Source organism: Psychrobacter sp. Rd 27.2, assembly GCF_001921755.1.
Classification (GTDB): Bacteria; Pseudomonadota; Gammaproteobacteria; order Pseudomonadales; family Moraxellaceae; genus Psychrobacter; species Psychrobacter celer.
The window spans coordinates 356836-381281 of the sequence record NZ_MRYB01000001.1 but is presented as its reverse complement, the minus strand read 5'-3'; the positions used below and the strand labels follow the sequence as shown (position 1 = coordinate 381281).

18 protein-coding genes and 1 tRNA gene are annotated in these 24446 nt (G+C 47.3%); 5 read left to right on the top strand and 14 right to left on the bottom strand.

The features are described from left to right. The first annotated feature begins 100 nt into the window (after window positions 1–100). Complete coding sequence (locus BTV99_RS01610) at window positions 101–1750, top strand: CYTH and CHAD domain-containing protein (protein ID WP_075100587.1); 1650 nt, start codon at window positions 101–103, stop codon at window positions 1748–1750. Window positions 1751–2037: 287 nt separating this feature from the next. On the opposite strand, the gene BTV99_RS01605 is transcribed toward BTV99_RS01610, so the two are convergent. Beyond that, window positions 2038–2652, bottom strand: a complete 615-nt coding sequence (locus BTV99_RS01605) for a nitroreductase family protein (RefSeq protein ID WP_075100586.1) — start codon at window positions 2650–2652, stop codon at window positions 2038–2040. 207 nt (window positions 2653–2859) lie between these two features. Continuing rightward, window positions 2860–3399, bottom strand: a complete 540-nt coding sequence (locus tag BTV99_RS01600; protein WP_075100585.1) for a L,D-transpeptidase — start codon at window positions 3397–3399, stop codon at window positions 2860–2862. Between the two features lie 146 nt (window positions 3400–3545). Between BTV99_RS01600 and BTV99_RS01595 the strand changes: the two genes are divergently transcribed. Continuing rightward, entirely contained in the window at window positions 3546–4808 is a 1263-nt protein-coding gene (locus tag BTV99_RS01595; protein ID WP_075100584.1) for a hypothetical protein, read from the top strand. A gap of 145 nt (window positions 4809–4953) precedes the next feature. On the opposite strand, the gene BTV99_RS01590 is transcribed toward BTV99_RS01595, so the two are convergent. Continuing rightward, complete coding sequence (locus BTV99_RS01590) at window positions 4954–6192, bottom strand: argininosuccinate synthase (RefSeq protein ID WP_075100583.1); 1239 nt, start codon at window positions 6190–6192, stop codon at window positions 4954–4956. Between the two features lie 334 nt (window positions 6193–6526). Here BTV99_RS01590 and pyrC point away from each other — a divergent pair, with 334 nt between their 5' ends. The 3 genes from pyrC (at window position 6527) to BTV99_RS01575 (ending at window position 9143) form a co-directional block, all read left to right on the top strand. After that, complete coding sequence (gene pyrC / locus BTV99_RS01585; RefSeq protein ID WP_075100764.1) at window positions 6527–7597, top strand: dihydroorotase; 1071 nt, start codon at window positions 6527–6529, stop codon at window positions 7595–7597. Window positions 7598–7820: 223 nt separating this feature from the next. Then, window positions 7821–8579 carry a ribonuclease T gene (gene rnt / locus BTV99_RS01580; protein ID WP_075100582.1) on the top strand — a complete coding sequence of 253 codons (759 nt, stop codon included), beginning with the start codon at window positions 7821–7823 and terminating at the stop codon, window positions 8577–8579. A gap of 488 nt (window positions 8580–9067) precedes the next feature. Next, window positions 9068–9143: transfer RNA gene (locus tag BTV99_RS01575), tRNA-Glu, on the top strand. Between the two features lie 411 nt (window positions 9144–9554). Here BTV99_RS01575 and BTV99_RS01570 read toward each other — a convergent pair. The 11 genes from BTV99_RS01570 to BTV99_RS01520 form a co-directional block, all read right to left on the bottom strand. Continuing rightward, window positions 9555–10169 (bottom strand): BLUF domain-containing protein, encoded by a 615-nt coding sequence (locus BTV99_RS01570; protein WP_243456067.1) that lies wholly within the window; start codon window positions 10167–10169, stop codon window positions 9555–9557. A 381-nt stretch (window positions 10170–10550) separates the two neighbouring features. Next, window positions 10551–11264 carry a 2-C-methyl-D-erythritol 4-phosphate cytidylyltransferase gene (gene ispD / locus BTV99_RS01565; protein WP_075100580.1) on the bottom strand — a complete coding sequence of 238 codons (714 nt, stop codon included), beginning with the start codon at window positions 11262–11264 and terminating at the stop codon, window positions 10551–10553. 176 nt (window positions 11265–11440) lie between these two features. After that, window positions 11441–11749 carry a septum formation initiator family protein gene (locus BTV99_RS01560; RefSeq protein ID WP_075100579.1) on the bottom strand — a complete coding sequence of 103 codons (309 nt, stop codon included), beginning with the start codon at window positions 11747–11749 and terminating at the stop codon, window positions 11441–11443. 119 nt (window positions 11750–11868) lie between these two features. Next, the gene (gene eno / locus BTV99_RS01555; protein WP_075100578.1) at window positions 11869–13185 is read right to left on the bottom strand and encodes a phosphopyruvate hydratase; all 1317 of its coding nucleotides are present in this window, start codon (window positions 13183–13185) and stop codon (window positions 11869–11871) included. Window positions 13186–13504: 319 nt separating this feature from the next. Beyond that, window positions 13505–15853 carry a cation-translocating P-type ATPase gene (locus BTV99_RS01550; protein ID WP_075100577.1) on the bottom strand — a complete coding sequence of 783 codons (2349 nt, stop codon included), beginning with the start codon at window positions 15851–15853 and terminating at the stop codon, window positions 13505–13507. Window positions 15854–16452: 599 nt separating this feature from the next. Next, on the bottom strand, window positions 16453–16677 hold the full coding sequence (locus BTV99_RS01545; RefSeq protein WP_075100576.1) for a heavy-metal-associated domain-containing protein: 225 nt from the start codon (window positions 16675–16677) through the stop codon (window positions 16453–16455). A gap of 285 nt (window positions 16678–16962) precedes the next feature. After that, on the bottom strand, window positions 16963–17217 hold the full coding sequence (locus BTV99_RS01540; protein WP_075100575.1) for a heavy-metal-associated domain-containing protein: 255 nt from the start codon (window positions 17215–17217) through the stop codon (window positions 16963–16965). 36 nt (window positions 17218–17253) lie between these two features. After that, window positions 17254–18129 (bottom strand): 3-deoxy-8-phosphooctulonate synthase, encoded by an 876-nt coding sequence (gene kdsA / locus BTV99_RS01535; RefSeq protein WP_075100574.1) that lies wholly within the window; start codon window positions 18127–18129, stop codon window positions 17254–17256. Window positions 18130–18444: 315 nt separating this feature from the next. After that, the gene (locus tag BTV99_RS01530) at window positions 18445–20079 is read right to left on the bottom strand and encodes a CTP synthase (protein WP_075100573.1); all 1635 of its coding nucleotides are present in this window, start codon (window positions 20077–20079) and stop codon (window positions 18445–18447) included. 187 nt (window positions 20080–20266) lie between these two features. Beyond that, window positions 20267–21316, bottom strand: coding sequence for a porin (locus BTV99_RS01525; RefSeq protein WP_075100572.1), 1050 nt, complete (start codon window positions 21314–21316; stop codon window positions 20267–20269). Window positions 21317–21936: 620 nt separating this feature from the next. Continuing rightward, window positions 21937–24135, bottom strand: a complete 2199-nt coding sequence (locus BTV99_RS01520) for a malate synthase G (RefSeq protein ID WP_075100571.1) — start codon at window positions 24133–24135, stop codon at window positions 21937–21939. Window positions 24136–24446 lie beyond the last annotated feature (311 nt).

The window sequence follows — 24446 nt, the reverse complement described above, 5'->3', positions numbered from 1 at the left end:
AAAAGCCGTCCTACATACTGTAGGGCGGCTTTTTATTGTCCTATCATCACGCATAGGATGGTAGACTAATAATCATTCGTCGTCATTATTAGGAGTCATTATGCAAGAGATCGAACTCAAGTTTTTGGTCCCAGAGTCGCGGCTTAAAGGCTTGATGCGTCAAGCAAAAGTCAAATCCTCTCAAACCACACAAATGGCTGCCCACTACTATGACACCCCTGATCAGCAGTTGGCGCAAGCAGGGATTGGCCTACGCATTCGTAAAGAAGATGATACATGGGTGCAGACCATCAAAGCTGGCGGCGATGGTCTGGCAGCTCGCCTAGAGCACAACGCCACCTTAGACCCTGAGCACGTACAAGCCATGCTCGCTGACAAAGCGCTTATGCCTGATTTGAGTATATATAAAGACACCGCCATCGCCCCTACTCTTGCGTCCTTTAAGCTCAAAAAACTCACCAAAAACCTCACTCAGCTGTATGTCACTGATGTCGAGCGCACCACCCGCCTGTTAATAGAAGACAATGATGAAGGCGCAGACAATCAGCTGGAGATGGCCTATGACTATGGAGAGATTGTCCACGGTAATGATGATGCGCTGCGTGATTGTATTCAAGAAATTGAGTTTGAGCTGGTGTCAGGCGCTATTGATTTTTTATTTACGACAGCCAAAGTCTGGTGCAAGCGTTATAAGCTGTGCTTATCTACCATCACCAAAGCCGAGCGCGGTGGTCTATTGATTACAGGACAAACGCATAGCCCTGCTGTCACTGCTGATACTCAGCTTTCTCATATCGACAACCATACCAGCATGCCTGCGTTTGTACGGGCGGCGGTACATCACTGCCTACTACATATGCTGCCTAATAGCAGCGCTATCGTCTCTGGGCGCTATGATGACGCCCATGTCTTGCAGCTAGCGATCGGTATCACTCGCCTGCACGCTGCTCTGCAAGCGTTTGCCAGCTTCTCTGATGAGATCAACCCTGAGTGGTCACCTATACTAGAGCAAACTCAAGCGTTACTCAGTGACTATCAGCACCTTACTCATCTGGTCTCTACTGTAGAGCCACATTTACAGCAATATGGCGCGCCTGCTGTAGAATGGGGGGCTGATATTGACGCTATGAAAGTACGGCCCATGGACGCTGTCTGTGCCAATGACTTTCAACTAACCTTACTGGAGCTGATTGCTTTTGCGATGAGTGATCCAGCGCTTGAGCCGCACGCGGACAAGAGCGCAAAAGAGGCGCTAACAGCCGTGCTCCTCAAGCAGCAAAAAGCATTTGTGCAAGCCGAGGAGCGGCTACAACATAAAAGATCCCCATGCTTAGATGGCGCTGAGTCAGAAGAGAGCGCTACCGACGATACCAAGAAAAACGGCGGTGCCCAAGAGATGAAAGACGCCCAAGACACGCAAGAGAGTCAGCAAGCCCTACTAGCGTTAAACCAGCAGGTGACGACCTTATATCATGTCCATGAGTTTGCTGCGCCTTTGCTCAAGACAGGCCACAAAAAAAAGAAAGCGAAAAAGAAGCTCAAGCGTCAGCGTAAGCACTTGCTCAAAGCAAAACAAGCACTGAGTCACTATGACGACGCCATGCGTTATGGCCAGCACTATCAGCAAAAATCAGCGACAGAAACGCGGGCGCTATTTGGCGCAGGCTGGTTTGCTGCTACCCTAAAGACCCAACATAAACCTCTTCAAAAACGTTTGGCCAAAGTCAAAAAATCGCTGATATCAATCTAAACCATTATGTTGCATACAAAAAAAGACAGCTCATGGTTGATGAGCTGTCTTTTTATCATTGATATCGGTAACACAAGGCCACGTTATCATCAGGCAGGCCTAGGGCGTGTCTTCAATTCACTCGATAGTTATCTAAATGGGCTAAAAATGGCCAAATTTTGCCAAACATCGTCAAATAGCTGGTCAATATCCCGATATTAACGGCGCTATTTTCCTTGTTTGACCGCAATTTATCTCATTTTTATCACCATTTTTGAAATGAAGGCACGCCCTCGTATCTGGCTCTCTTATAGACCCAGTACTTTCATACGCTCACTGACCGGCTGATAGGTTTTTTCGCCAGCAGGGGCTTTGATATTACCAAATGGCATCTGCGCTATCAGCTCCCAACTGTCCGGAATAGCAAACGCTGCCGCGGCATCTTCATCTACCAGTGGATTATAATGCTGTAGGTTGGCACCGATATCCAGCGTACGCAGCTCTGTCCACATGGCATACTGGTGCATGGCCGAGGTTTGCTCTGCCCAAATAGGGAAACGCTCAGCATATAAAGCAAACTGCTCTTGTAATGACTTGGTCACGTTTCGGTCTTCATAAAATAAGACGGTACCCGCCGCCGCTCGAAAGCCGTCCAGCTTTTGCTGACTGCCTGAAAAGTCACCGTCGCCGACCGCTGCCCGCAGTTTTTCTTCAGCGATATCCCACAGCTTTTGGTGCTCGTCACCAAACAACACCACCAGACGTGAAGACTGCGAGTTAAAGGCTGAAGGCGTATGCAAAAGCACTCGCTCTGCCATGTTAACAATCGCTTGCGGCGCGACTGGTAATTCATTGCCCAATGCATATACCGAACGGCGCTCATCAAAAGCTTGTTGTAGCGTGACTAGACTTTCTTTAGACATTATCGTTATCCTTATCATAAAAGACGTCATAAGTGAGCGGTATCTGGCACGACACGCTCACTTTTAATAAGGCAAACATTATATCAATATACTAAATAATATCCAGTCTCTATAAAGTTGATTTTATCAATCACTCCGTAAAGTTATTCTGCTTGATGTTGCAATGTATCTGACACGCTTGCTTGACCAAAGCCACTATCTGCTCATCTACGCTGACACTATAGACACAGGCGTACCTTCCTTGACTTGCGCAAATAACGCTACGATGTCGTCATTGCGCATACGCACGCAGCCATGCGAGCGCGCAACGCCCATCGGCTCGGTGTCGGGGGTGCCATGAATATAGATATAACGCTGATAGGTATCACAGCCACCTTGGGCATTACAGCCTTTATTGTACCCTTCCTCGAGACCACTTAACCATAAAATTCGGCTTAGTATCCAGTCGCGCTCAGGATACTGCTTTCCGAGCGCATCATCATAGATCTCCCCAGTTGGCACCCGCCCGACAAATACAGCATTGATCGGCGCATCGCCTCCTATTTTTTGAGCAATGACATGCTCGCCAAGCGGCGTACAACCGCTATCTTGCTGGCTGCCGATACCGTTTTTGGCGGTAGATACGGCGTATCGCGCTATTTTTTTATCATATTGGTAGAGTGTTAAGGCTTGCTGAGCAATATTAATCACCAAATGCATATCAAGGTTTTTATCAAAGCTTTTATCAACGTTTTCATTATTCTTCATAGGATATATCCAGCGTTCAGTCATCTAATTGATGTCTGTGTCAACCGTGTTGTGAGTCAATGAATTGAATTTTTCTATTATTAAGGGATTGTGCCGAGACATTTGGCACCGTAATATAGGGGCACACTTTTTGATGCTAGCAGATTATGACGACTATTTCACCGACACGTGTGTCGATGTATGATTTTTTATATCATGATACCCAGCCTATGGTGTCGCTTTTGGCAGATGCCGCCCAGCTTTCACTGCCGCAGGCGCGCTTAGCAATGGATGCCAGCCTACAAGCTATTGTCAGTGCGCTCCTCGCCTATCAGCAGCGCTATCAAGGACAGGCGGTCAGCAAAAAGCTATTCGGGCGCGGCGCGGTCAAAGAGCTACGCCAATACAACTCGATGAACTTTGCCACGTTAGGGGCGACGTTGTACCATCGCCACGACGCTGCTGATGCGATATTTAACGATAATGCCCGAGTCACCAAAGCCAGTGAGCGCATTGCTTCTCAGATAAAAGCCACCTCGCCACAAGTACAAATTTTGCTCACGTCTTTGTGCGTGATTGCACTACGTGAGCTGGCTATCTTAGCAGATTATAGTCAGCTAGATAATGATGAGATCGATAAGTGGTTTGCGCTGCAGCCGCAGTTTTTAGCAGCTGAGCGTTTTGCGCAGGCTTGTACATCTGAGACAGTCGCCGCACAAGCGCCGAGCCAACATGGCAGTATAGACACGCCGTCTGCTGCGACAGAAGCATCACCTGTAGATGCCGCCGAGCGCCGTCTATTGAGTAGCGCGCAGCTATCTAGCGTGCCCCCGATATTTGACCCTTACTGGTATGAGCTGACTGGGTTTAGACCTGACAATCAAAGCCCTGTACAAGATATGCAGCTGGCCACTGGCAACTACCTTAAGGCCATCGGCCGCTCACCTGACAATGTCCAGCAAGGTCGTCACAATGATATGCTGGTCTTTGCCCAAATGCCTGCCGTCGCGCTACCGCATCAGCGCTGGCTATTACAGCTGGCAAAGATATCTGATATTTATTTGAGCCGCAATCGCCTGCGCATAACTTCCGAGCCTGCCAACCCACCAAAGCCGCCTTTGGTCAGTTTAGGGTTAATCGGCGGTAATAACGACAACACCCCAGCCACCATCAGCGAAAAACCGATTGAATATGACGCGGCCACGCCACTTTGGAAAAACCCCGTTATCCTTTTGATCGTCACTGTGATCGGTGTCCTTGGTGCTCTTGCGATGCTCAAGTATCAAAACCAAAAGTCAGATGGTATGGTGCTGGCAACTGAGGAAGTCATAGAGCAAGACCGCCTAAAAGAGCGCCAGCAGCAAGATGTCGCCATCGTTCGAGTAGACGATGACGAGACTACACCCGCAAATGACCAACAAACCAAATAGACAATATTTTTTATGACCAGACTCATAACATCCTCATAATACCGTCATAAAAAAACAAAGGCCGCTATCGATAGCGGCCTTTGTTTTATATTTTATGTAATGACGTGCTTTTTGATGATCAAGTTATCAAAAATAGCGTAAGCGCTTATTTTGATAAATCACGACCGCGGCTGGCTTCGATGGCCAAACGCAAGCCGTTTAGACGGATAAAACCTTCTGCGTCTTTTTGATCATATGCGCCCGCATCATCTTCAAACGTGGCGATTTTTTCATCAAACAGTGAGTCATCTGACTTACGACCAACCACGCTCACCGCGCCTTTATACAGCTTCACACGTACCGTACCATTGACATACTCTTGTGATTTGTCAATCAATGCCTGTAGCATCATGCGCTCAGGGCTAAACCAGTAGCCGTTGTAGATGATTTTTGCATAGCGCGGCATCAGCTCGTCTTTTAGATGCGCCGCTTCACGATCTAGGGTCAGCGACTCGATACCGCGATGCGCTTTTAGCATGATGGTACCTGCTGGCGTCTCGTAGCAGCCGCGCGACTTCATACCGACATAGCGGTTTTCGACGATATCCAAACGACCGATACCGTGCTTGCCGCCTAGCTCATTTAGCTTAATCATTACCTCATATGGCTTGAGGCGCTCACCATCAATCGCAACGATATCGCCTTTTTCATACTCTAGCTCTAGATACTGCGCCTCGTCTGGGGCGTCTTCTGGGCTGACCGACCAGCGCCACATATCTTCTTCTGCCTCGGCGTATGGGTCTTCTAAGATACCGCCTTCATAAGAGATATGCAGTAGGTTAGCATCCATTGAGTAAGGCGATTTTTTCTTATTGCCGGCATAGTCAATGGCAATATCATGCTCTTTAGCATACTGCATCAAGCTCTCACGGCTTGACAAGTCCCACTCACGCCACGGCGCAATGGTCACAACATCAGGCGACAACGCGACCGCACCAAGCTCAAAACGTACCTGATCGTTCCCTTTACCTGTCGCACCGTGACTGATGGCATCGGCGTTGTGCTCTTTGGCAATCTCAACCAAACGCTTGGCGATGAGCGGACGGGCAATAGACGTACCGAGTAAGTACTCGCCTTCATAGATGGCATTGGCACGAAACATCGGGAAGACATAGTCACGCGCAAACTCTTCGCGCAAATCTTCGATATAGATATTTTTGATGCCCATGGCTTGGGCTTTGGCACGGGCCGGCTCAACCTCTTCGCCTTGACCGATATCAGCGGTAAAAGTAATCACCTCAGCATCATAGGTTTCTTGCAGCCATTTAGCGATGATGGAGGTATCAAGACCACCTGAATAAGCCAATACGATTTTATTAATATTTTTTGGATCAAGTTGAGCCATGAATAACTCCTATTATAAAGTTTTGATGATGAGAATTGAGTGGGGATAAAAGCGCTAATCGTAGACAAAAAAATAAACCACCTGCTCAGTGTACATCATATTTACTATGGGCAAAAGTACCACTGCCCCGTGCGGCGCGCTTTTGCGTTAAATCTCAAATAAATATATTTTGGCAGCGGTTATTTGGCATGCCAGCTAGGTCGTTGCCCGCCTGTCTCTCATAGCGACTATATCTGGTCACATATTTAGTCAAGTAGGCAAATCTGTTATGATAGTCGGGCAGTATCACTCCCTTTTATTTCCCGTATATGACGATATAGAGCGCGACGACCTTATGACTGATTCGATTAGAGAGTTGACCATTCTTCAGCCAGACGATTGGCACATTCATTTGCGTGACGGCAAGGCACTGGGCACGACCGTGCCACATGCTGCAGATAGCTTTAACCGTGTCATTTGTATGCCAAATCTTGTCCCCCCTGTCAAAACAGTCGATGATGCCCGCGCGTATCGTGAGCGTATCATGACGCACTTGCAAAACAGCGACATAAGCGCTGAGCGCATTGTAGCGTTTGACCCCCGCATGACGTTATACCTCACAGACAACACCACGCCTCAAGACATCGAGATGGCCGCAAAATCCGGTATCGTCCAAGCGGTCAAACTTTATCCGGCAGGGGCCACGACCAACTCGGCTGATGGTGTCACTGACATCAGTGCATGCGTCGATGTGTTTGAAGCGTTAGAAAAATACGACTTGCCGTTATTGTTACATGGTGAGGTGACGCAAGATCATGTGGATATTTTTGACCGCGAAAAGCGGTTTTTAGACGAGGTATTGGCACAAATCATCATCAAATTTCCCACTCTAAAAATCGTCGTCGAGCACATTACCACCAGTGACGCCGCTGATTTTGTCTTGGCACAAGGCAACCATATTGCCGCGACCATTACCCCGCAGCATCTGATGTTTAACCGCAATCATTTGCTGGTCGGTGGTATCAAGCCGCACTTTTACTGCTTACCTATCTTAAAGCGTGAAAGCCACCAAAAAGTCCTGTTAGACGTGGCCACAAGTGGCAATCCAAAGTTCTTTTTGGGCACTGACTCCGCCCCGCACGCAACCGACAAAAAAGAAGCCACGTGCGGCTGTGCCGGCTGCTATAGCGCCTCTATCGCTTTGCCGTTATATGCCACCGCCTTTGACAGTGTCGGCAAGATAGACAAACTAGAAGGGTTCGCCAGTCGTTTTGGCGCGCAGTTCTATGGTCTGCCTGTCAACCAAAGCACCATCACCCTTGTAAACACACCAATGCAAGTGCCAAACGCTTATCCGTATTTTGACGGCACTTCATTGACACCGCTGCTGGCGGGCGAGACACTCCCTTGGTCAATTAAAGACTAATTCGACTAAAGACTAAGTTGATTAAAAACTAAGCTAACTTAAGAATAAGTGGCAGCGGACGCCAAAACCCGCGCTTTTATTTGCTATCCGACGATATCGACGCTACCTTGATTACCTAAAGCGTAGCTGAGATCGTAGGATGGTTTTTTAGTGATTGTTTATTCAATTTAATAATTATTTATTCAATACAACAGCACGACTGACAAAAGTGATTTAACGTAATATGACCATTCAAAACGATACCGCCTTACCCCGCAACCCTGAGCACACACCGGCGACTAGCGCAGATAGCACTGCAGGTTCGTCAGATGAGCAAGCACCACTGAGCCTAAAAGACCGGTTTCGTAAATTTTTGCCTGTCGTCGTCGATGTGGAGACAGCAGGGTTTAACGCGCAAACAGATGCGCTACTAGAGATCGCCTGTATCCCTATCTTACTCAATGAGCAGGGCGTGTTTTATCCAGGAGATGCGCTAAACGCCCATATCGAACCCTTTGAAGGGGCAAACCTAGAGCCAAGTGCGCTGGCATTTACTGGCATAGATCCCAAAAACCCTATGCGCAAAGCCATCGCCGAAGACGAAAAGACTGCTTTACGGCGTATCTTTAAAGGTTTAAAAGAAGTCAGACGCGCAGAGGACTGTCGTCAGTGCGTGCTCATCGGTCACAATGCCCATTTTGATTTGGCGTTTTTAAATGCCGCAGTGCTACGTACCAATAGCAAAAACCACAATCCTTTTCATAACTTTTCGGTATTTGACACCGTGACACTGTCGGCCCTTGCTTTTGGTCAGACGGTACTGGCACGAGCCTGTAAAGCGGCAGGGTTAGAGTTTGATGGTAAAGACGCGCACTCAGCGCTATACGATACGCAAAAAACTGCCGAGCTTTTTTGTCATATCTTAAACAGCTACCCCATGCTCGCAAATGCCATGGCTACTGAGCCTACCGAAGCTGACACCGCTACGCAAACTGACAAATAAGCCTTTAATCACATATCCTATATTGTTATGCCCTCATAATAATGCTATTGGTAAGACTAGCTGACTTTACCCTCTTGGTGTTTTAGTCGAAAAGGATATGAGAATAAAAACAGTACGCTGACGAGCCATACCAGCCTACTGCTTAGTGTTCTTATCATCCTACAGATGGTCAAAGTCGCCCACACGTCCTTGCAGTATGTGAGTCATCACTGCAAGGCTTGATAGGAGGGACTCTACTATGGATCCACAGCTTAAGTTATGGGGCACCATCCTCGGTTATATGCTACTAGCCCTGACCATCAGCGCTTGCACCTCTCTATGGATTCGGCATCATTTAAAACGCAAAGACCTGCATCCGCGCCGCGCTATCAAAAAAAGATATTTAATTTTAAAAAGACGAAGAAAAAGGCTTGACAGAAAACGCAGACGCTATTAGAATACGCACCACTTCAGCATAAATGGTGAAAGCAGCTGAGGTGTTGTTACTAGTCCCCATCGTCTAGAGGCCTAGGACACCGCCCTTTCACGGCGGTAACGGGGGTTCGAATCCCCCTGGGGACGCCACTATAAGGCGTCACTTATTAGCCCTTCTGCTTAGCATAACTTTTACTTAGCATAAGATAAGACTGATAAGCATACCACCAAAAAGCCCCACTCATAATATCTTATGAGTGGGGCTTTTTTTATGTTTGTTTTTTGACTCAATGACTTGGTTTAATTAAGTAAGCCACACCCTTTCCTTCTAATGAGCCACCCTTTTTCTAACTTTTAAACTCTAGACTCTATTGACGTACTCCCACCACCAAAATCAAACGCTATCTGTCTGATAGATAGCCACAAAAAAGCCAGCAATGAATGCTGGCCTTGCAAGTTTAAAGTTGGCTACACACTGCTTATAGTCCGGTCAAATAAATAAGATATAGCGAAGCTGGTATAAATTTTTTGCCGTACCCGTCGGCGCAGGCTAACCTTCTATCAGATTTTATCTGATAGCATCAGCCACAACAATGCGATGACTATCATCGAGCCCAATACCGTTTGGATCAAAAAGAACGCTTGGTGCTGACCGACTACTTTACTTAAGGTTACCCCTAAGGTACTGTACTTAATCGGTTGGGTGTCAATATTACCTGTTCTGATTTGCTCTTCGTAGTAGCCTTGTAGTACATCCAAAAACCTGCGCCACTCATCCGCACTCCAGCTATAAGGCTTAAACGGCATAAGCTTTTTCAACACAGGGTCTCTCGTCATCCAGCGCTCAAGTGTGATAGAGCGCAGCGACCAGCTCGAAAAACGGCGCTCATCAATCGCTGAAAAATCCAAGACATTCATGTCTTTATGTCGATCATCTACTAGCAAGCGATTTTTTAGATTGGTCAAAGCTTGCTCCGACCCCTCCACACATTGCAAGAAATATCCATTGCCATAACAAAGGATACCAGTAATCTCGTCCGTTTGGTTACGCTCAACCGCAATCTCTGAGATGTCATTAAGCGTACTGGGACTTGACAGACCAGTCGAAGTAATCCGGCTGATGTACACCAGCTGGTAAAGATCCGTCGTTACTGGATTTGTCGAATCATTGACCATTGACAATCCGCTTCTCCCTATATTTAGGTTAATGTAGCTAAGACAACCATACTAACGTTAGAAAAAATCTAGAGACAAGACAATTAAAATCAATCAACTGGCTTGTTATATTATTGATTTTATAAGTGTTTATATCAATTGTATTAAGTTAGTTACATCATAGGCCAGTTTCGTCATCAAAGCAACCTATGTTTGCTCTATAATTTTGGTTATAGATAAATAATGATATATTAGTACACCTTTATATTTACTAAAACAAATATATTGGGTGCATCGCTTTGTATTTTTTGCAGCGATAATATACGGTTGTACTAAAAAGACAAGGGGTTTAATAAGCTGATGGTTCTAGCGTCTACGTAAAGGCTATCAAGGTAAAAGCTACTAAGCTTGCAGACTCAAGATAGCAGAGAGCAAGACAGCATCATCAGGATACGTCAATTTGATGTTTTGGCGACTGCCAGCCACCAAGCGGATGGGTAAACTCAGAGACTCAAAAGCACTGGCTTCATCCGTGATCGCTATCTGCTGTTCACTGACATGCTGTAGGACTTTTTGTAATTGGTCTAGTCGAAAGACTTGCGGCGTTTGTGCTTGCCATATATTGCTACGATCGAGCGTTTGCGCAATATAAGTAGGTAGCCTCGCGTCTTGTGCATAGGAGTGCTTGAGGGTATCAGCGACTGGCGTGGCTAAGATAGCGCCATACGGCTCATGCATCGCCGCCGTAATGACCTTATCGATATCACAGCTGGGCACCGCTGGGCGCGCAGCATCATGGATCAAGACCAAATCGGTATCTGCAGCACCCGACTGCCGAATGGCCTCCACGCCCGCCTGCACCGACTGCCAACGCTCAGCACCGCCAGTGGCATATTGTACCGGCATGGTAAAATCGAGCGTTTGCGCGGTGGTGTCGTCCGCAGCGATGACCAGCCAACACTGCTCGATAAAGACACTACAAGCGAGCCGTGCCACGCTATGCTGCAGCAAGGTCTGGCCTTGAAACAAGGTATACTGCTTGGCCATAGACGCACCAAAACGACTGCCGCGACCAGCAGCAACGATCATGGCATGTATGCGAGGAGTGGTATTCATGAGCCAAGGCCTATCAAAGAAAAATCACGGGGAGCCATGAAGTGGCGCTAAAAAAGGGGAAAAGATAAAAAGAGAGAGACTGAAAAGTGTCTGAATGTCATCGTGGTCATAATGATAATGATAATGATAATGGCAAGACCAAGGTATCGCCAAACGACTGGCTTAATGTGCCCGCCTTAATAACGACTGTGCGTCGTCGGCGCCGTGGAAACCTGTACAAAGGTTTCATTGGGTTTGATCAAACCTAAGTCTAAACGAGCATGCTCTTCTACCGCCTCAAGACCGTTTTTTAGGTCATGAACGTCCGTACGCAACAAGTTATTTGCTGATACTTGATTGTCATTTAAGCGCTGCTGCTCTTCGATTTGTGTCAGCAGTTTTTCATGCTCAAAATGGCCATTGCCACCCAGCCAGTACTGATACTGCAGACCTAAAAGTACTGCAACGGCTAAGGCAAGTAGCATAAATTGGCTAAAGTATTTCATAAAGGGTTTGCGCCAAACAAGACAGAGAGAATCAACACAGCTCAGTATGCTGAACGATACCGCAAAAGCAGCCTATCATCCAGCATACACTTACTTATCGACTGTAACTATAAGAACGTTTAGCCACGTAGGCCAATGAACTCTTCACGGCCACGGTAGCTGGCGCGTACTTGCTGCTCGATACGTAGCAATTGGTTGTACTTCGCTACGCGGTCTGAACGGCATAGTGAGCCCGTTTTGATTTGACCGGCTGCGGTACCGACTGCCAAGTCTGCAATGGTGCTGTCTTCTGTCTCACCTGAGCGATGCGAGATAATCGTCGCATAGCCATTTTTCTTCGCCAGATAAATGGCGTCTAGGGTTTCTGACAGCGTGCCGATTTGGTTAAATTTAATCAAAATCGCATTGGCAATGTGCTTGTCGATACCTTCTTGCAAGATAGCAGGGTTGGTCACAAACAAATCATCACCAACCAACTGAACTTTATCACCGATTTGCTCAGTTAAGTACTTCCAGCCGTCCCAATCTGACTCATCCAGGCCATCTTCGATAGAGATGATCGGATATTGACGCGTCAGGCCTACAAGGTAGTCTGAGAAGCCTTGGCTATCAAAGGCCTTGTTGCCCTCACCTGCCAAGATATATTGTCCGTTTTTATAGAACTCACTGGCCGCACAGTCTAGCGCCAAATGAATCTCTTCACCGGCCTTATAACCGACCTGCTCGATCGCTTGCATGATGACCGTGATGGCCTCTTCGTTGCTACGCAAGTTGGGCGCAAACCCCCCTTCATCACCAACCGCAGTATTGAGACCTTGTGATTTTAGGACAGACTTTAGGCTATGGAAAATCTCTGTACCTGCGCGCAGGGCTTCTGAGAAGCTGGTAAAACCAACTGGCTCAATCATAAACTCTTGGATATCAACGGTGTTGTCGGCATGCTCGCCGCCGTTTAGGATATTCATCATTGGTACCGGCATGGTCAATGATGTCTGATTGCGCAGGTTGGCAATGTATTGATGCAGTGGCAAGCTTTGTGACTTAGCAGCGGCTTTTGCCGTGGCAAGAGAGACCGCGAGCATGGCATTTGCGCCAAGGTTGTCTTTGTTTTCTGTACCATCTAATGCAATCATCGCATCATCAATGGCTTGCTGCTCGGTGACGTCTTTGTCCATAAGCGCACTACGGATCTGGCTATTGACGTTGGCCACGGCTTTTTTGACACCTTTGCCCATGTAGCGATCTTTGTCGCCATCACGTAGCTCGAGGGCTTCACGTGAGCCAGTAGACGCGCCACTTGGTGCAGCAGCACGGCCGATAGTACCATCAGCCAAAATGACGTCAGCTTCGATGGTTGGGTTACCGCGCGAGTCTAAAATCTCACGAGCGCGAATGTCTTTAATTGCGGTGACGTTGGTGGTTTCTTCAGCGTACATAATGTCTGTTAATTCCTTTGGTCATGCCAAGTTTATGGGGTAAATAACGGCAACTAGAATACAAAAAAGATAAAATAAAATATCGTATAGCGCAGGCCCAAACCTGTCTTGCCTACTTAGTATAATCGGCTGGGTTTGGACAAAATCAAGCGTTTATTTACGGATTTCATGAGCAGCTATCGTACGTGGCATCATAGCATAAATTTCGCCAAACTTCCCTTCTCTTGCACCGACTGACGCTCATAAAGTCATACAAACGCTCGGTTATCCGCCTATCTGGCTCACGGCGATATCGGCGAAGGTGACTACCCTAGCAGACTTATGCACTTGGCAAGCGCTTATCATCAGTGTGATGAGTAGAGACGGTATTATCTAGCTCAACCTCAGTGCGAAAACGGGTCAAACGTAGCGCGTTCATCAGGACAGAGATAGAGCTTAGCGCCATTGCCGCCGCGGCAATCATCGGGTTTAAAAACCCAAACGCTGCCAGCGGTATGCCCAGCGTATTATAAAGAAACGCAAAAAATAAGTTTTGCTTGATATTGCGCAGTGTGGCGTTGGCGATTTTTTGTGCCGCATCGATATGCATCAGCGACTCGCCCATCAAGCGAGCGGAGGCGCTATGCTGCGCGACATCAGTACCCTCAAACATGGCAAAACTGGCATCGGCGGTGGCCATCGCTGGCGCATCATTGACGCCATCACCTGCCATGGCCACTTTATGGCCTGCAGTTTGCAACAGCGCGATTTGACTGGCTTTATCCCGAGGGCTCATTTGGCCATATGCCTTATCGATGCCCAGCTGCCCTGCCACGTGATCAACCACAGACTGCTTATCACCACTCATCAAGATGACTTGGATGCCGCTTTCTTGTAACGCCGCTATCGCCTGCGGGGTGTCTGCCTTTAGATCATCTGCCAAAGCAAACGCCCCAAGCGGTTCATCATTGATACTAAGCGCTACGGTACTGGCGATTTGCCATACTTTTGGCATAAATTTTGGCAAAGTTAGATTGGCAAATTCTGCCGTGCCGACTTTTACCAGACCCAAGCCTTCGATATTGGCTTGGATACCCGCGCCTTTGATGACGCTGATATCAGTGACAGTCATCAGTGGCAAATGACGCTCGGCCGCAGCATTGATCAAGGCGGTCGCTAAGGGGTGACTGGCATGCGCCTCAACGCTTGCCGCAATTTGTAGCACATCATCGACAGCAATGGAGCTGTCCACCATGACATGATCGACGATAGACGGCTTACCGACAGTCAATGTGCCGGTTTTATCAAGCACGACCGTGTCGATATTGCCCGCCGCCTCGAGGCTTTGCGCGTCTTTGAACCAAACGCCATGGCGCGCGGCCACGCCCATGCCTGCCATGATAGCCGCAGGCGTGGCCAGACCGAGCGCACAAGGACACGCGATGACCAATACCGACACCGCATGCATCAAGGCGGTATCCACCATGCCGGTCAGCCACCACGTTAGCCCAAAGGTAGCCAAAGCGATGGTCACCACCACTGGTACAAAAACAGCCGTTACTCTATCGGCAAGCCTTGCCAAGTCAGCCTTTGAGCCTTGGGCGTCGCTAAGGGCTTTGACCATATCGCCAAGCTTGGTATCGCTGCCTTTGGCACTGACGCGATACAGCAAACTGCCGTTTTCGACCAATGCCCCTGCCAGCAGCTCGTCGCCTATTTGTTTTTTGAGGGGCACAGACTCACCCGTCAGATGACTCTCCACGCACCAGCCGCCGCCATCTATGACCACCCCGTCGGTTGCCACACGGCTGCCTTGCTTGGCACGCAGGATGTCACCGACTTGCACCGCCTGCAATGCGACATTATGAAAGTCGCCGTTGGGCTGCTGCTGCTCTACTTCATCTGGCGTCAATGATAACAATAAATCGATACTGTTTAGGCTGTGCTTTTTGGTGCGCTCCTCCAAATACTTACCCGTTCGCACAAAGGCGATGACCATCACCCCGGCTTCAAAATACACAGCGGGGCCATGTCCGCCAGCATATCCACTTTGCAATAGGCTGCTTAACGTACCATCGCCATGAGTCAACCACAGATAAGTAGAATACGCCCAAATAGTCACCGTACCGATGACCACCAGCACGTCCATATTGGCAAGGCCGCCTTTGATAGACGCCCACGCACTTTTATAAAATGGCAATGCCAGTCCAAACTGGACAATGGTGGCTAGGACAAACTGAATCCAAACAGGCGGCATCCACGCCATACCAAACCCCGTTAGCATACCCGCCATACCAACCAAAAACGGCAACAGACAAATCCATAGCCCGATCAAGCGCCATGGATACTCGGTTGCAGTGTCTTTATCCGTCTGCGCAAACAAGCTTTCATCGGCTTGCAGATTGGCGACAAAGCCGGTTTTGTTGACCCACTCTGTGACTTGCTCAGGGGTGGTCTGCGCCGGATCATAATCGATATTAGCAGTCTCACCAGCGAAGTTCACACTTGCCTCATATACCGCCGGCTTTTTGCTAAGTACCTTCTCGATCCGCGAAGCACACGCCTGACACGTCATGCCATCGATCGCCAGCTGCAAGTGCGCACGCTCAGGCGCTATCGCAGTTTTGGACTCAATATCAGTCGCTACCTCATAAGAGGGATCAGTACTGGTGCGGGTAGAATTTTTCATAAATAAAACTCGTGGTTGCGTTATAGCGCATTACATAGTCGGTTTACTCTAAAAGCGGCCAAAGCATCTATAAAGGCAACTGCCATCTCTTAAATAACAGGCGCTTTATTTTTGGGTAGGCGGACTATAGCGTTTATAAATGTATAATAAAATCGGTGAAAAAATCTAAATATCAGACGTCAAAATCAGAAAAAAGCGTCTGCAGGCAAATAGGCTATGCTGGGGCGTGCCCTCATTCTCAACATGAATGATAGGGTCAACCTTAAATAAAAGAAGTACATGGTTTTATCACGCGCGACTGGTATCAATTTTTCTTGCTTGCTGTACCTGCGTAGACAGAGACTGCGCAAAATTACTCCCAGTCGCACTGTATTTATTTTATAGTGGCTCAACAAAAATAAGAACATGCCCTAATCTAATGAGAGATAAATCCTACTCAAGCGTGGCTATTGCCTCATACCTAATAAATGGCTACGACTATCCTCTATTCAAGCCCTGCAGCCATGCTTTGCACAGTTGTCAAAGCAAGTAGACTGACCGCAAGGCTCTCATGAAAAAAACCAGCCATGACAGCTGGTTTTGCGTTAAAGCGGTAAGGCTTATGAGTTGGCGACGGTTGCATCAAAACCTGCCTCTTCGATCGCGGCCGCAATGGCTTCTGCGCTGGTTTTGCTATCATCAAATGTCACCGTTGCCAGCTTATCAGTCAAATCGACAGTCATGGTATCTAAACCGTCGATATCACCTGTGGCTGTATGGACGCTTGCCACGCAGCCGCCACAAGTCATGCCATCGATATTGATAATACGAGTCTGGGTTGCCATGAGGGCCTCCTTATTGTTATATAATTAACCTAGTTTACAGTAAATACAGTCATTTACTAAGGGCGTGTCCTAGCATAAGCCCTATCAGAGCCAACAACAAGGCGCTTTGGTATGACTTTATTATCTAACGCCTTCATACTTTATATAATCAAATCCAAATAAATCAGATCCACGGCTGTCACGTCGTTTTTATATCGAATTGACTTTATCCAGCAGGCGATGCTCGACGCTCACTTTGCGACGTCAGTATCTTTTAATTGTGATAACTTTTAATTATGATAACTTTTAATCATGATAGCGTGGGTTTTGCGGCGCATCGATAGGATATGGCTGCGTCACATAATCGACCATGCTAATCGCCGCCGTTAGGGCATGAATACTGGTATCGGTATCATCATAACGCACGGTTGCTATACTGCTTGCCGCATCAAGGTCTATCGCGGTCACCCCTGTGATGTTTTTCAGCGCGGTCATCACACTGTCCAAGCCTTTGGCATCATCGATGTTTTCGATGCTGACTTGTGCTGTCTGAATCGCCATTATCTTATCCTCCTATCATGGGTTCCATTGACGGTATTAATGAGTATCTAACACCTCAAAACCTTTGACCAAGTCATCAATCTGTTTAAGCTGACGCAAAAACGGCTCCAACTGGCTGGTTCTGAGCGCACAGGGGCCATCGCATTTTGCCACTTCTGGATTTGGATGCGCCTCCAAAAACAGCCCCGCCAGTCCCGTTGCCATTCCTGCACGGGCAAGGGTGGTGATTTGCTCACGGCGACCGCCAGCACTGTCACTGCGCGCGCCTGGCTGCTGCAAACTATGGGTCACATCAAAAAACACCGGTACGTTCATTTGTTTCATGGTATCAAACCCGAGCATATCCACGACCAAATTGTTATAACCAAAGGCACTGCCGCGCTCACAAAGTATGAGCTTATCATTGCCACCTTCCAAGCATTTATTGATGATATGACGCATCTCATGCGGCGCTAAAAACTGCGCTTTTTTGATATTGATGATGGCATCTGTCTTTGCCATCGCATGCACCAAGTCAGTCTGACGCGACAAAAACGCAGGCAGCTGAATGATATCAGCGACCTCTGCGACCGGTGCGGCTTGATACGGCTCGTGTACATCGGTGATGATCGGTACTTGAAACTTTTCTTTGATTTGCCCCAGCCAGTCGATACCTTTTTCTAAGCCTGGGCCTCGATAAGAATGCAAACTAGAGCGATTGGCTTTATCAAAGCTGGCTTTAAACACATAGCCGATGCCCAAACGCTGACATATCTCGACATACTGCTCCGCAATCTCAAACGCCATCTCTTTCGATTCTAAGACATTTATGCCGCCAAACAACACAAACGGCTGATCATTACCGATCGTGATGGTGCTGTGACTGGGGGTGGTGAGCGTGATATGCGATTGCGCTGTGGTTAGATTGTCCATACCGCTATTTTCCTCTTTATTATAGTGATGTCTCTGCCTGATATTGTAACCGATAACCCAATGAAAGAAAGTATCCTAGCGTAATTAGACATGATCAAGCATTGTTATTGTCACTGCCCGACCAGCTAGGCATAACCCCCTGCATGTATAAAAGCAAAAAAGACCAATCCGAAGATCAGTCTTTTTATAGTAATGCTGTTATCGCATAACATTTATGATTGGTGCGAGCACAATTATTGCCGGCTCACTCATAGCTTTTTTAATAGTAGCAACTCTCTCTGCTAAACTAACGACTACTTCCTACTAAGCTAACAGCTACTTCGTTTCGCTATAGTCTTTTGCCGCTTTGACAAAGCTATTAAACAGCGGATGGCCACCACGAGGCGAGCTGGTAAATTCAGGATGGAACTGTACCGCGATAAACCATGGATGATCTGCAATCTCAACCGACTCAACCAAATGCTGTTTGGCAGAATAACCCGAGATACTCATACCCGCTTGCTCTAGTGGCTCGATATAACGATTGTTCATCTCATAACGATGGCGATGACGCTCAGTGATATTTTTGGTGCCATAAATCTGTGATAGCTTGCTACCAGCGACCAATTCTGCTTGCTGCGCGCCTAGGCGCATCGTGCCACCAAGATCTGAGTCATCGCTACGAATCTGTAGCTCGCCGCGCTCATCTAGCCATTCAGTGATCAGACCGATGATAGGCTCAGCGGCAGTACGATGAAACTCAGAAGAGTTGGCATCGATATGCAGCACATTACGGGCGTATTCAATCACCGCCAACTGCATACCCAGACAGATACCCAGATACGGCACTTTGTTTTCGCGGGCATAAGTGATGGCTCTCATTTTACCAGTGGTACCGCGCTCACCAAAACCACCTGGTACCAAAATCGCATCGGCATCGTTTAGACGCGCATACAGCTCATCGTCCGTCTCTAGTAGCTCAGCATCGATATAGTCAATTTTGACATCTGACTGATGCACGATACCGGCATGTAGCAACGCTTCGTTGATTGACTTATAAGCGTCTGGTAACTCGACATATTTGCCGACCATCGCCACCGTCACTACCGCTTCAGGGTTGAGCTGGGCTTCGACCACTTTGTCCCAATCGCTCAAATCCGCTTCTGGTACATCAAGACCAAAACGCTCACAGATTAGATCGTCAAGATCTTGCTCATGTAGGGTGCGCGGGATTTGATAGATGCTTTGGGCATCTTCACACATGATGACTGCGCGCTCTTCGACATTGGTAAACAGCGCAATCTTGCGGCGGTTGTCTTGCGAGATATGGTGCTCAGAGCGGCAGATGAGAATATCTGGCTGCAGACCGATAGAGCGTAGCTCTTTGACTGAATGCTGGGTCGGCTTGGTTTTGGTTTCGCCGGCACTGGCGATATAAGGCACCAGCGTTAAATGCATAAGCATAGCGCGATTGCGGCCAAGCTCTACTTGCATCTGACGTACGGCCTCCATAAATGGCAGCGACTCGATGTCACCGACTGTACCGCCAATCTCGATGATGGCGATATCGTAGCCTTCGCCACTGGCAAGAATCTTACTTTTGATTTCATCAGTGATGTGCGGGATGACCTGTACGGTACCACCCAGATACTCACCGCGGCGCTCTTTGTTTAGCACGTTTTGATAGATACGACCACTGGTAAAGTTGTTGCTCTTACTCATCTTAGAATGGCGTAAGAAGCGCTCATAATAGCCCAAATCTAAATCCGTCTCTGCGCCATCTTCGGTGACAAACACCTCACCATGCTGAAATGGGCTCATCGTACCTGGATCGACGTTGATATACGGATCCATCTTGGTCATCGTGACAGTCACGCCACGCGCTTCTAAGACCGCAGCAAGAGAAGCGGCGGTGATACCTTTTCCTAGTGAGGACACTACCCCACCGGTCACAAATATAAACTTGGTCATAGTACTCTTTCGGTAATTGGTAAAGAAGGATTTTACTAAAAATACGCCATAAAATATAGGGCAAAAATGCAAACTGTCTGAAACTCTTGTTTTCTACCTCAGCGGTAGACTTTTGTCACAAATAATACATACAACAAAAAAACCCACCCCGAAGGATGAGTTTTTTATTTATATTCTAATGGTTAGATTAGAATTTGTATTCTAGACCGCCACCAACTACAAATACTTCAGCATCACCAGTAATAGAGGTACCTGCAACTGTAACGTTATCAGCATTGTTCATACCTGCATAAGCATGTGCAATGATGTTGTCTTGATAGTAGTATTTACCACCAACAACGATTTGATCTGAATCAGCATTTTTCCAACCATTTAGGTTCGAGGTATTGTTATACTGGGTGTAGATAGTTGCTGGACGAGCAAAGTTGGCTAAGCCCATTGCTGCACTAAGAATGAAACCTTTTTCATCTTCATCGCCTGAGCCAGCGCCGTCAAAATCAGCTACTTGATATAAAGCACCCAATGTGATTGGAGCTGCAACATACTTGCCTAGGTCGACAGTTGCTGTACCACGGATGATATCACCATTGATGTTTTGGTCTTTATCGTACGCAACACCAGCAGTGAAGCCAGTACCTTGGTCAAACATTAGCGCAGCACCGAAACCATCGTCTTTGTTACCGTTATCTTCATCAGAGCTATACATGACAGAAAGTTGTAATGGTAGGTTATCGTACTTTGGAGTCATCCAAACGATTGAGCTGTTGATACGGCTACTATCAGCCATATTCAAACCACCTTGCTCTTCATTTGACTCAAGCTTGTTGCCACCTAGGTTATCCCAATAACCATCGTTAACGATTACGTTGTTTACATAATCTAAAGTAGATTGGTTTTTACCAGCACGGATCTCACCAAAGTTTTTGTTAACGACACCAAGATACGTATCACGGTTAGTGAAACCATCTTTATCACCGTCAACACGAGTACCATACTCTAGCTGATAGATAACGTCAGTGTTGGCAGTTAAGGCTTCAGAGCCTTTGATACCGATACGTGAAGAGTTAGAGTTAATCTCTACAGTGTCTTCATCATAATCATTTACGCTACCAGCTGCATCAAACTCAGCATTTACATAGTCGGCAGTAACAAATGCTTTACCATAGATAGTTGGAGCGGCATTGGCTGCAGAAACAGATAGAGCAGCAACGGCTGTAGCTAAAAGTAGTTTTTTCATGGGGTATCTCCACTTTACAATTGTAGTAATGAGCGAGCTATTATTAGCTGGTGCCCAATTGGTATCGTCACAAATCCTCAAAGATATAATGTGTAACTGGCTACCGAGATTAGTCAGAAACAAGTGTGGCGAAGTTTTATTACAGTAAGATGAAAAAACCATGACTTACATAACCAGCATCAAAAAAGTAACTGCCATGTAAACGTTGGTCTTTATCCTTCTGCTGCGTAACATCCGTTACCAAACTCATACTTCGAGTACAAGCATAACAACTTTGACATAATTTGCAACATATTTTTTTGTACTTTTAACGCGATATCTGGCGCACTCCATATCTTTTATAGCGCTCAGGCGTTAAAAAAAAACAGCCATACAATGCGCTTAAATACCAATGGTTTATCGTAAGTTTTATGACAAACCATTCGATTATGCCCACTGTATTGCGTACAAAAATAAAGCGCTACTTATTCACTGATAAGTAGCGCTTATAAGCGAAACAGCATTATCGCTATCTACTATCGACCCACTATCGACATCGGGTCAATATAGCCATGTAGCAATATATACATGCATCGACACAGCTTTTATGCCGATGCAATAGGATAGCGACGCACACTGGCTTAGACGTTGGCTTTTAGATCCAAGCGTGCTTGGTGCAATAGTGGCTCAGTGTAGCCGCTTGGCTGCTCGCGTCCTTTAAAGACGAGGTCACAGGCCGCTTTAAAGGCATAAGACTGCTCAAAGTTGTTTGCCATAGGCTGATAGCTACTGTCGCCGGCGTTTTGTTCATCGACAATCTTCGCCATACGCTTCATGGTATCCATGACTTGCTGCTCGCTGACCACACCGTGATGCAACCAGTTGGCGATATGCTGGCTTGAGATACGCAAAGTCGCACGGTCTTCCATCAGGCCCACGTCGTTGATGTCAGGCACTTTTGAGCAACCGACGCCTTGGTTTACCCAGCGTACCACGTACCCTAAGATGCCCTGCGCGTTGTTGTCCAGCTCTTGCTGTTTTTCTTCCTCTGTCCAGTTGGTGTCTTTGGCCAATGGAATGGTCAAGATATCGTCTAGGCTAGCACGCTCGCGTGATTTTAGGCTGTCTTGTACCTCGGCGACATTGACTTGATGATAATGCATGCTATGCAAGGTGGCGCCTGTCGGTGATGGTACCCAAGCGGTACTGGCACCAGATTTTGGATGCGCCGCCTTGGTCTCTAGCATCTCTTTCATCTCGTCAGGCTTGGCCCACATCCCTTTACCAATCTGCGCCACGCCCTGCAGGCCAGTTTCTAGACCGATATCGACGTTCCACTGCTCATAGGCGGGCTGCCATGCTTGCGACTTCATTTCGCCCTTGGGCACAAAGGCACCTGCGTTCATACTGGTATGCATCTCGTCGCCTGTACGATCCAAGAAGCCGGTATTAATAAAGATAACGCGCTCTTTGGCTTGGCGGATGGCTTCTTTTAGGTTTACCGTCATGCGGCGCTCTTCATCCATGATACCTATCTTGAGCGTATGGCGCTCTAGGCCGAGCAAGTCCTCTACCGCATTAAACAAATCATTGGCCATTTTAACTTCATCAGGGCCATGCATTTTTGGCTTGACGATATACATCGAGCCTTTGCGTGAGTTTGATAGCGCGTTTTTGCCTTTTAGATCGTTTAGCGTCAATAGCGGCGTGATCAAACCATCCATCAGGCCTTCAAAGATTTGCTCTTGACCATTGCCCAAATCGACCAAAATCGCTGGGTTTTGCATCAAGTGACCGACGTTACGAATCAAGAGCAATGAGCGACCTGGTAAGATCAGTGTGCCGCCCTCTGGTGTGGTGTACTCACGATCTGGGTTTTGCTTACGGGTGCGAGTTTTACCACCTTTTTCAAACGTCTCTTGCAAATCACCATTCATCAAACCGAGCCAGTTGCGATACACTTCGACTTTTTCTTCGGCATCGACCGCAGCGATTGAGTCTTCGCAGTCTTGAATCGCGGTAATGGCGGACTCTAATAGTACGTCTTTGATGTTTGCTGGGTCATCTTTACCTACTGGATGGCTGGCATCAATTTGAATCTCTGCGTGTAGGCCATTGTTTTTGAGCAAAATACCAGAGGGGCTATCTGCCTCGCCGACATAACCGACGAATTTTTCGGCGTCTTTTAGCTCAGTGCTGCTATCACCCAGCTTGACTTCCAGTTTGCCATCGACGACGCTAAAGCCTGTGACATCGGTATAAGAGCCTGAGGCTAGCGCAAAATGCTCATCCAAAAAGGCTTTGGCATAAGCGACAACAGCCGCGCCGCGCGTGGGATTATAGCTGCTGCCCGCTTCTTGACCATTTTCATCGCTGATGACATCGGTGCCATACAAGGCATCGTACAAGCTGCCCCAACGAGCGTTGGTGGCATTTAGCGCATAGCGCGCGTTGCGTACGGGGACGACTAGCTGTGGACCTGCAATATGAGCAATCTCGTCATCGACGTTTTGGGTGCTTACCGTAAAGTCATCGCCTTCTGGTAACAAATAGCCAATTTCTTGCAAAAAAGCCTTGTACGCTGGGAAATCAATCTCACCTTCTTTGGCAGGATTGTCTAGATGCCATTGATCGATTTGCGCTTGAATGCTGTCGCGCGTCGCAAGCAGCGCTTTGTTGCGCGGCGTAAACGCTTTGATGACTTTTTCAAAACCTGACCAATAACTGTCTGAGTCCACACCGACTTTTGGCAGCACTTCGTTTTCGATAAAGTCATACAACTGCTGGTCGATGGCAAGAATACCTTTTTGAATCCGATTGGCGTTAGAAGATTGGCTCATGCTGTTATCCTTATCTATCTGTGATGGGTGTACCTACGAAGTTGCTACCACTATAGGGGTAGTAGATGGCGTGCATTTCTCTAAAACGGCGCGCCCTTGATATGAGCGGGTGATCTGCGTGATGGCTGTGCCTTTTTGTCGATAGTGATATCTGCTTTATATCGCGCTGGCAGTTGTTATAATGTTTGCCATCTCGAGCGGGCGCTCATCGCTCCTTGATCGCTCCTTTATTGAGTCATCAAACAAAATGCCGCCTAAACAAAATATCATCCTACTATCAAATAAAGAAATAAACAAGAAAACCCCATTCA

Bases quoted from the DNA above. Each gene is read 5' to 3' on its own strand.
- BTV99_RS01610 (WP_075100587.1), top strand. From the start codon at position 101: ATGCAAGAGATCGAACTCAAGTTTTTGGTCCCAGAGTCGCGGCTTAAA.
- BTV99_RS01605 (WP_075100586.1), bottom strand. From the start codon at position 2,652: ATGTCTAAAGAAAGTCTAGTCACGCTACAACAAGCTTTTGATGAGCGC.
- BTV99_RS01600 (WP_075100585.1), bottom strand. From the start codon at position 3,399: ATGAAGAATAATGAAAACGTTGATAAAAGCTTTGATAAAAACCTTGAT.
- BTV99_RS01595 (WP_075100584.1), top strand. From the start codon at position 3,546: ATGACGACTATTTCACCGACACGTGTGTCGATGTATGATTTTTTATAT.
- BTV99_RS01590 (WP_075100583.1), bottom strand. From the start codon at position 6,192: ATGGCTCAACTTGATCCAAAAAATATTAATAAAATCGTATTGGCTTAT.
- pyrC (WP_075100764.1), top strand. From the start codon at position 6,527: ATGACTGATTCGATTAGAGAGTTGACCATTCTTCAGCCAGACGATTGG.
- rnt (WP_075100582.1), top strand. From the start codon at position 7,821: ATGACCATTCAAAACGATACCGCCTTACCCCGCAACCCTGAGCACACA.
- BTV99_RS01570 (WP_243456067.1), bottom strand. From the start codon at position 10,169: ATGGTCAATGATTCGACAAATCCAGTAACGACGGATCTTTACCAGCTG.
- ispD (WP_075100580.1), bottom strand. From the start codon at position 11,264: ATGAATACCACTCCTCGCATACATGCCATGATCGTTGCTGCTGGTCGC.
- BTV99_RS01560 (WP_075100579.1), bottom strand. From the start codon at position 11,749: ATGAAATACTTTAGCCAATTTATGCTACTTGCCTTAGCCGTTGCAGTA.
- eno (WP_075100578.1), bottom strand. From the start codon at position 13,185: ATGTACGCTGAAGAAACCACCAACGTCACCGCAATTAAAGACATTCGC.
- BTV99_RS01550 (WP_075100577.1), bottom strand. From the start codon at position 15,853: ATGAAAAATTCTACCCGCACCAGTACTGATCCCTCTTATGAGGTAGCG.
- BTV99_RS01545 (WP_075100576.1), bottom strand. From the start codon at position 16,677: ATGGCAACCCAGACTCGTATTATCAATATCGATGGCATGACTTGTGGC.
- BTV99_RS01540 (WP_075100575.1), bottom strand. From the start codon at position 17,217: ATGGCGATTCAGACAGCACAAGTCAGCATCGAAAACATCGATGATGCC.
- kdsA (WP_075100574.1), bottom strand. From the start codon at position 18,129: ATGGACAATCTAACCACAGCGCAATCGCATATCACGCTCACCACCCCC.
- BTV99_RS01530 (WP_075100573.1), bottom strand. From the start codon at position 20,079: ATGACCAAGTTTATATTTGTGACCGGTGGGGTAGTGTCCTCACTAGGA.
- BTV99_RS01525 (WP_075100572.1), bottom strand. From the start codon at position 21,316: ATGAAAAAACTACTTTTAGCTACAGCCGTTGCTGCTCTATCTGTTTCT.
- BTV99_RS01520 (WP_075100571.1), bottom strand. From the start codon at position 24,135: ATGAGCCAATCTTCTAACGCCAATCGGATTCAAAAAGGTATTCTTGCC.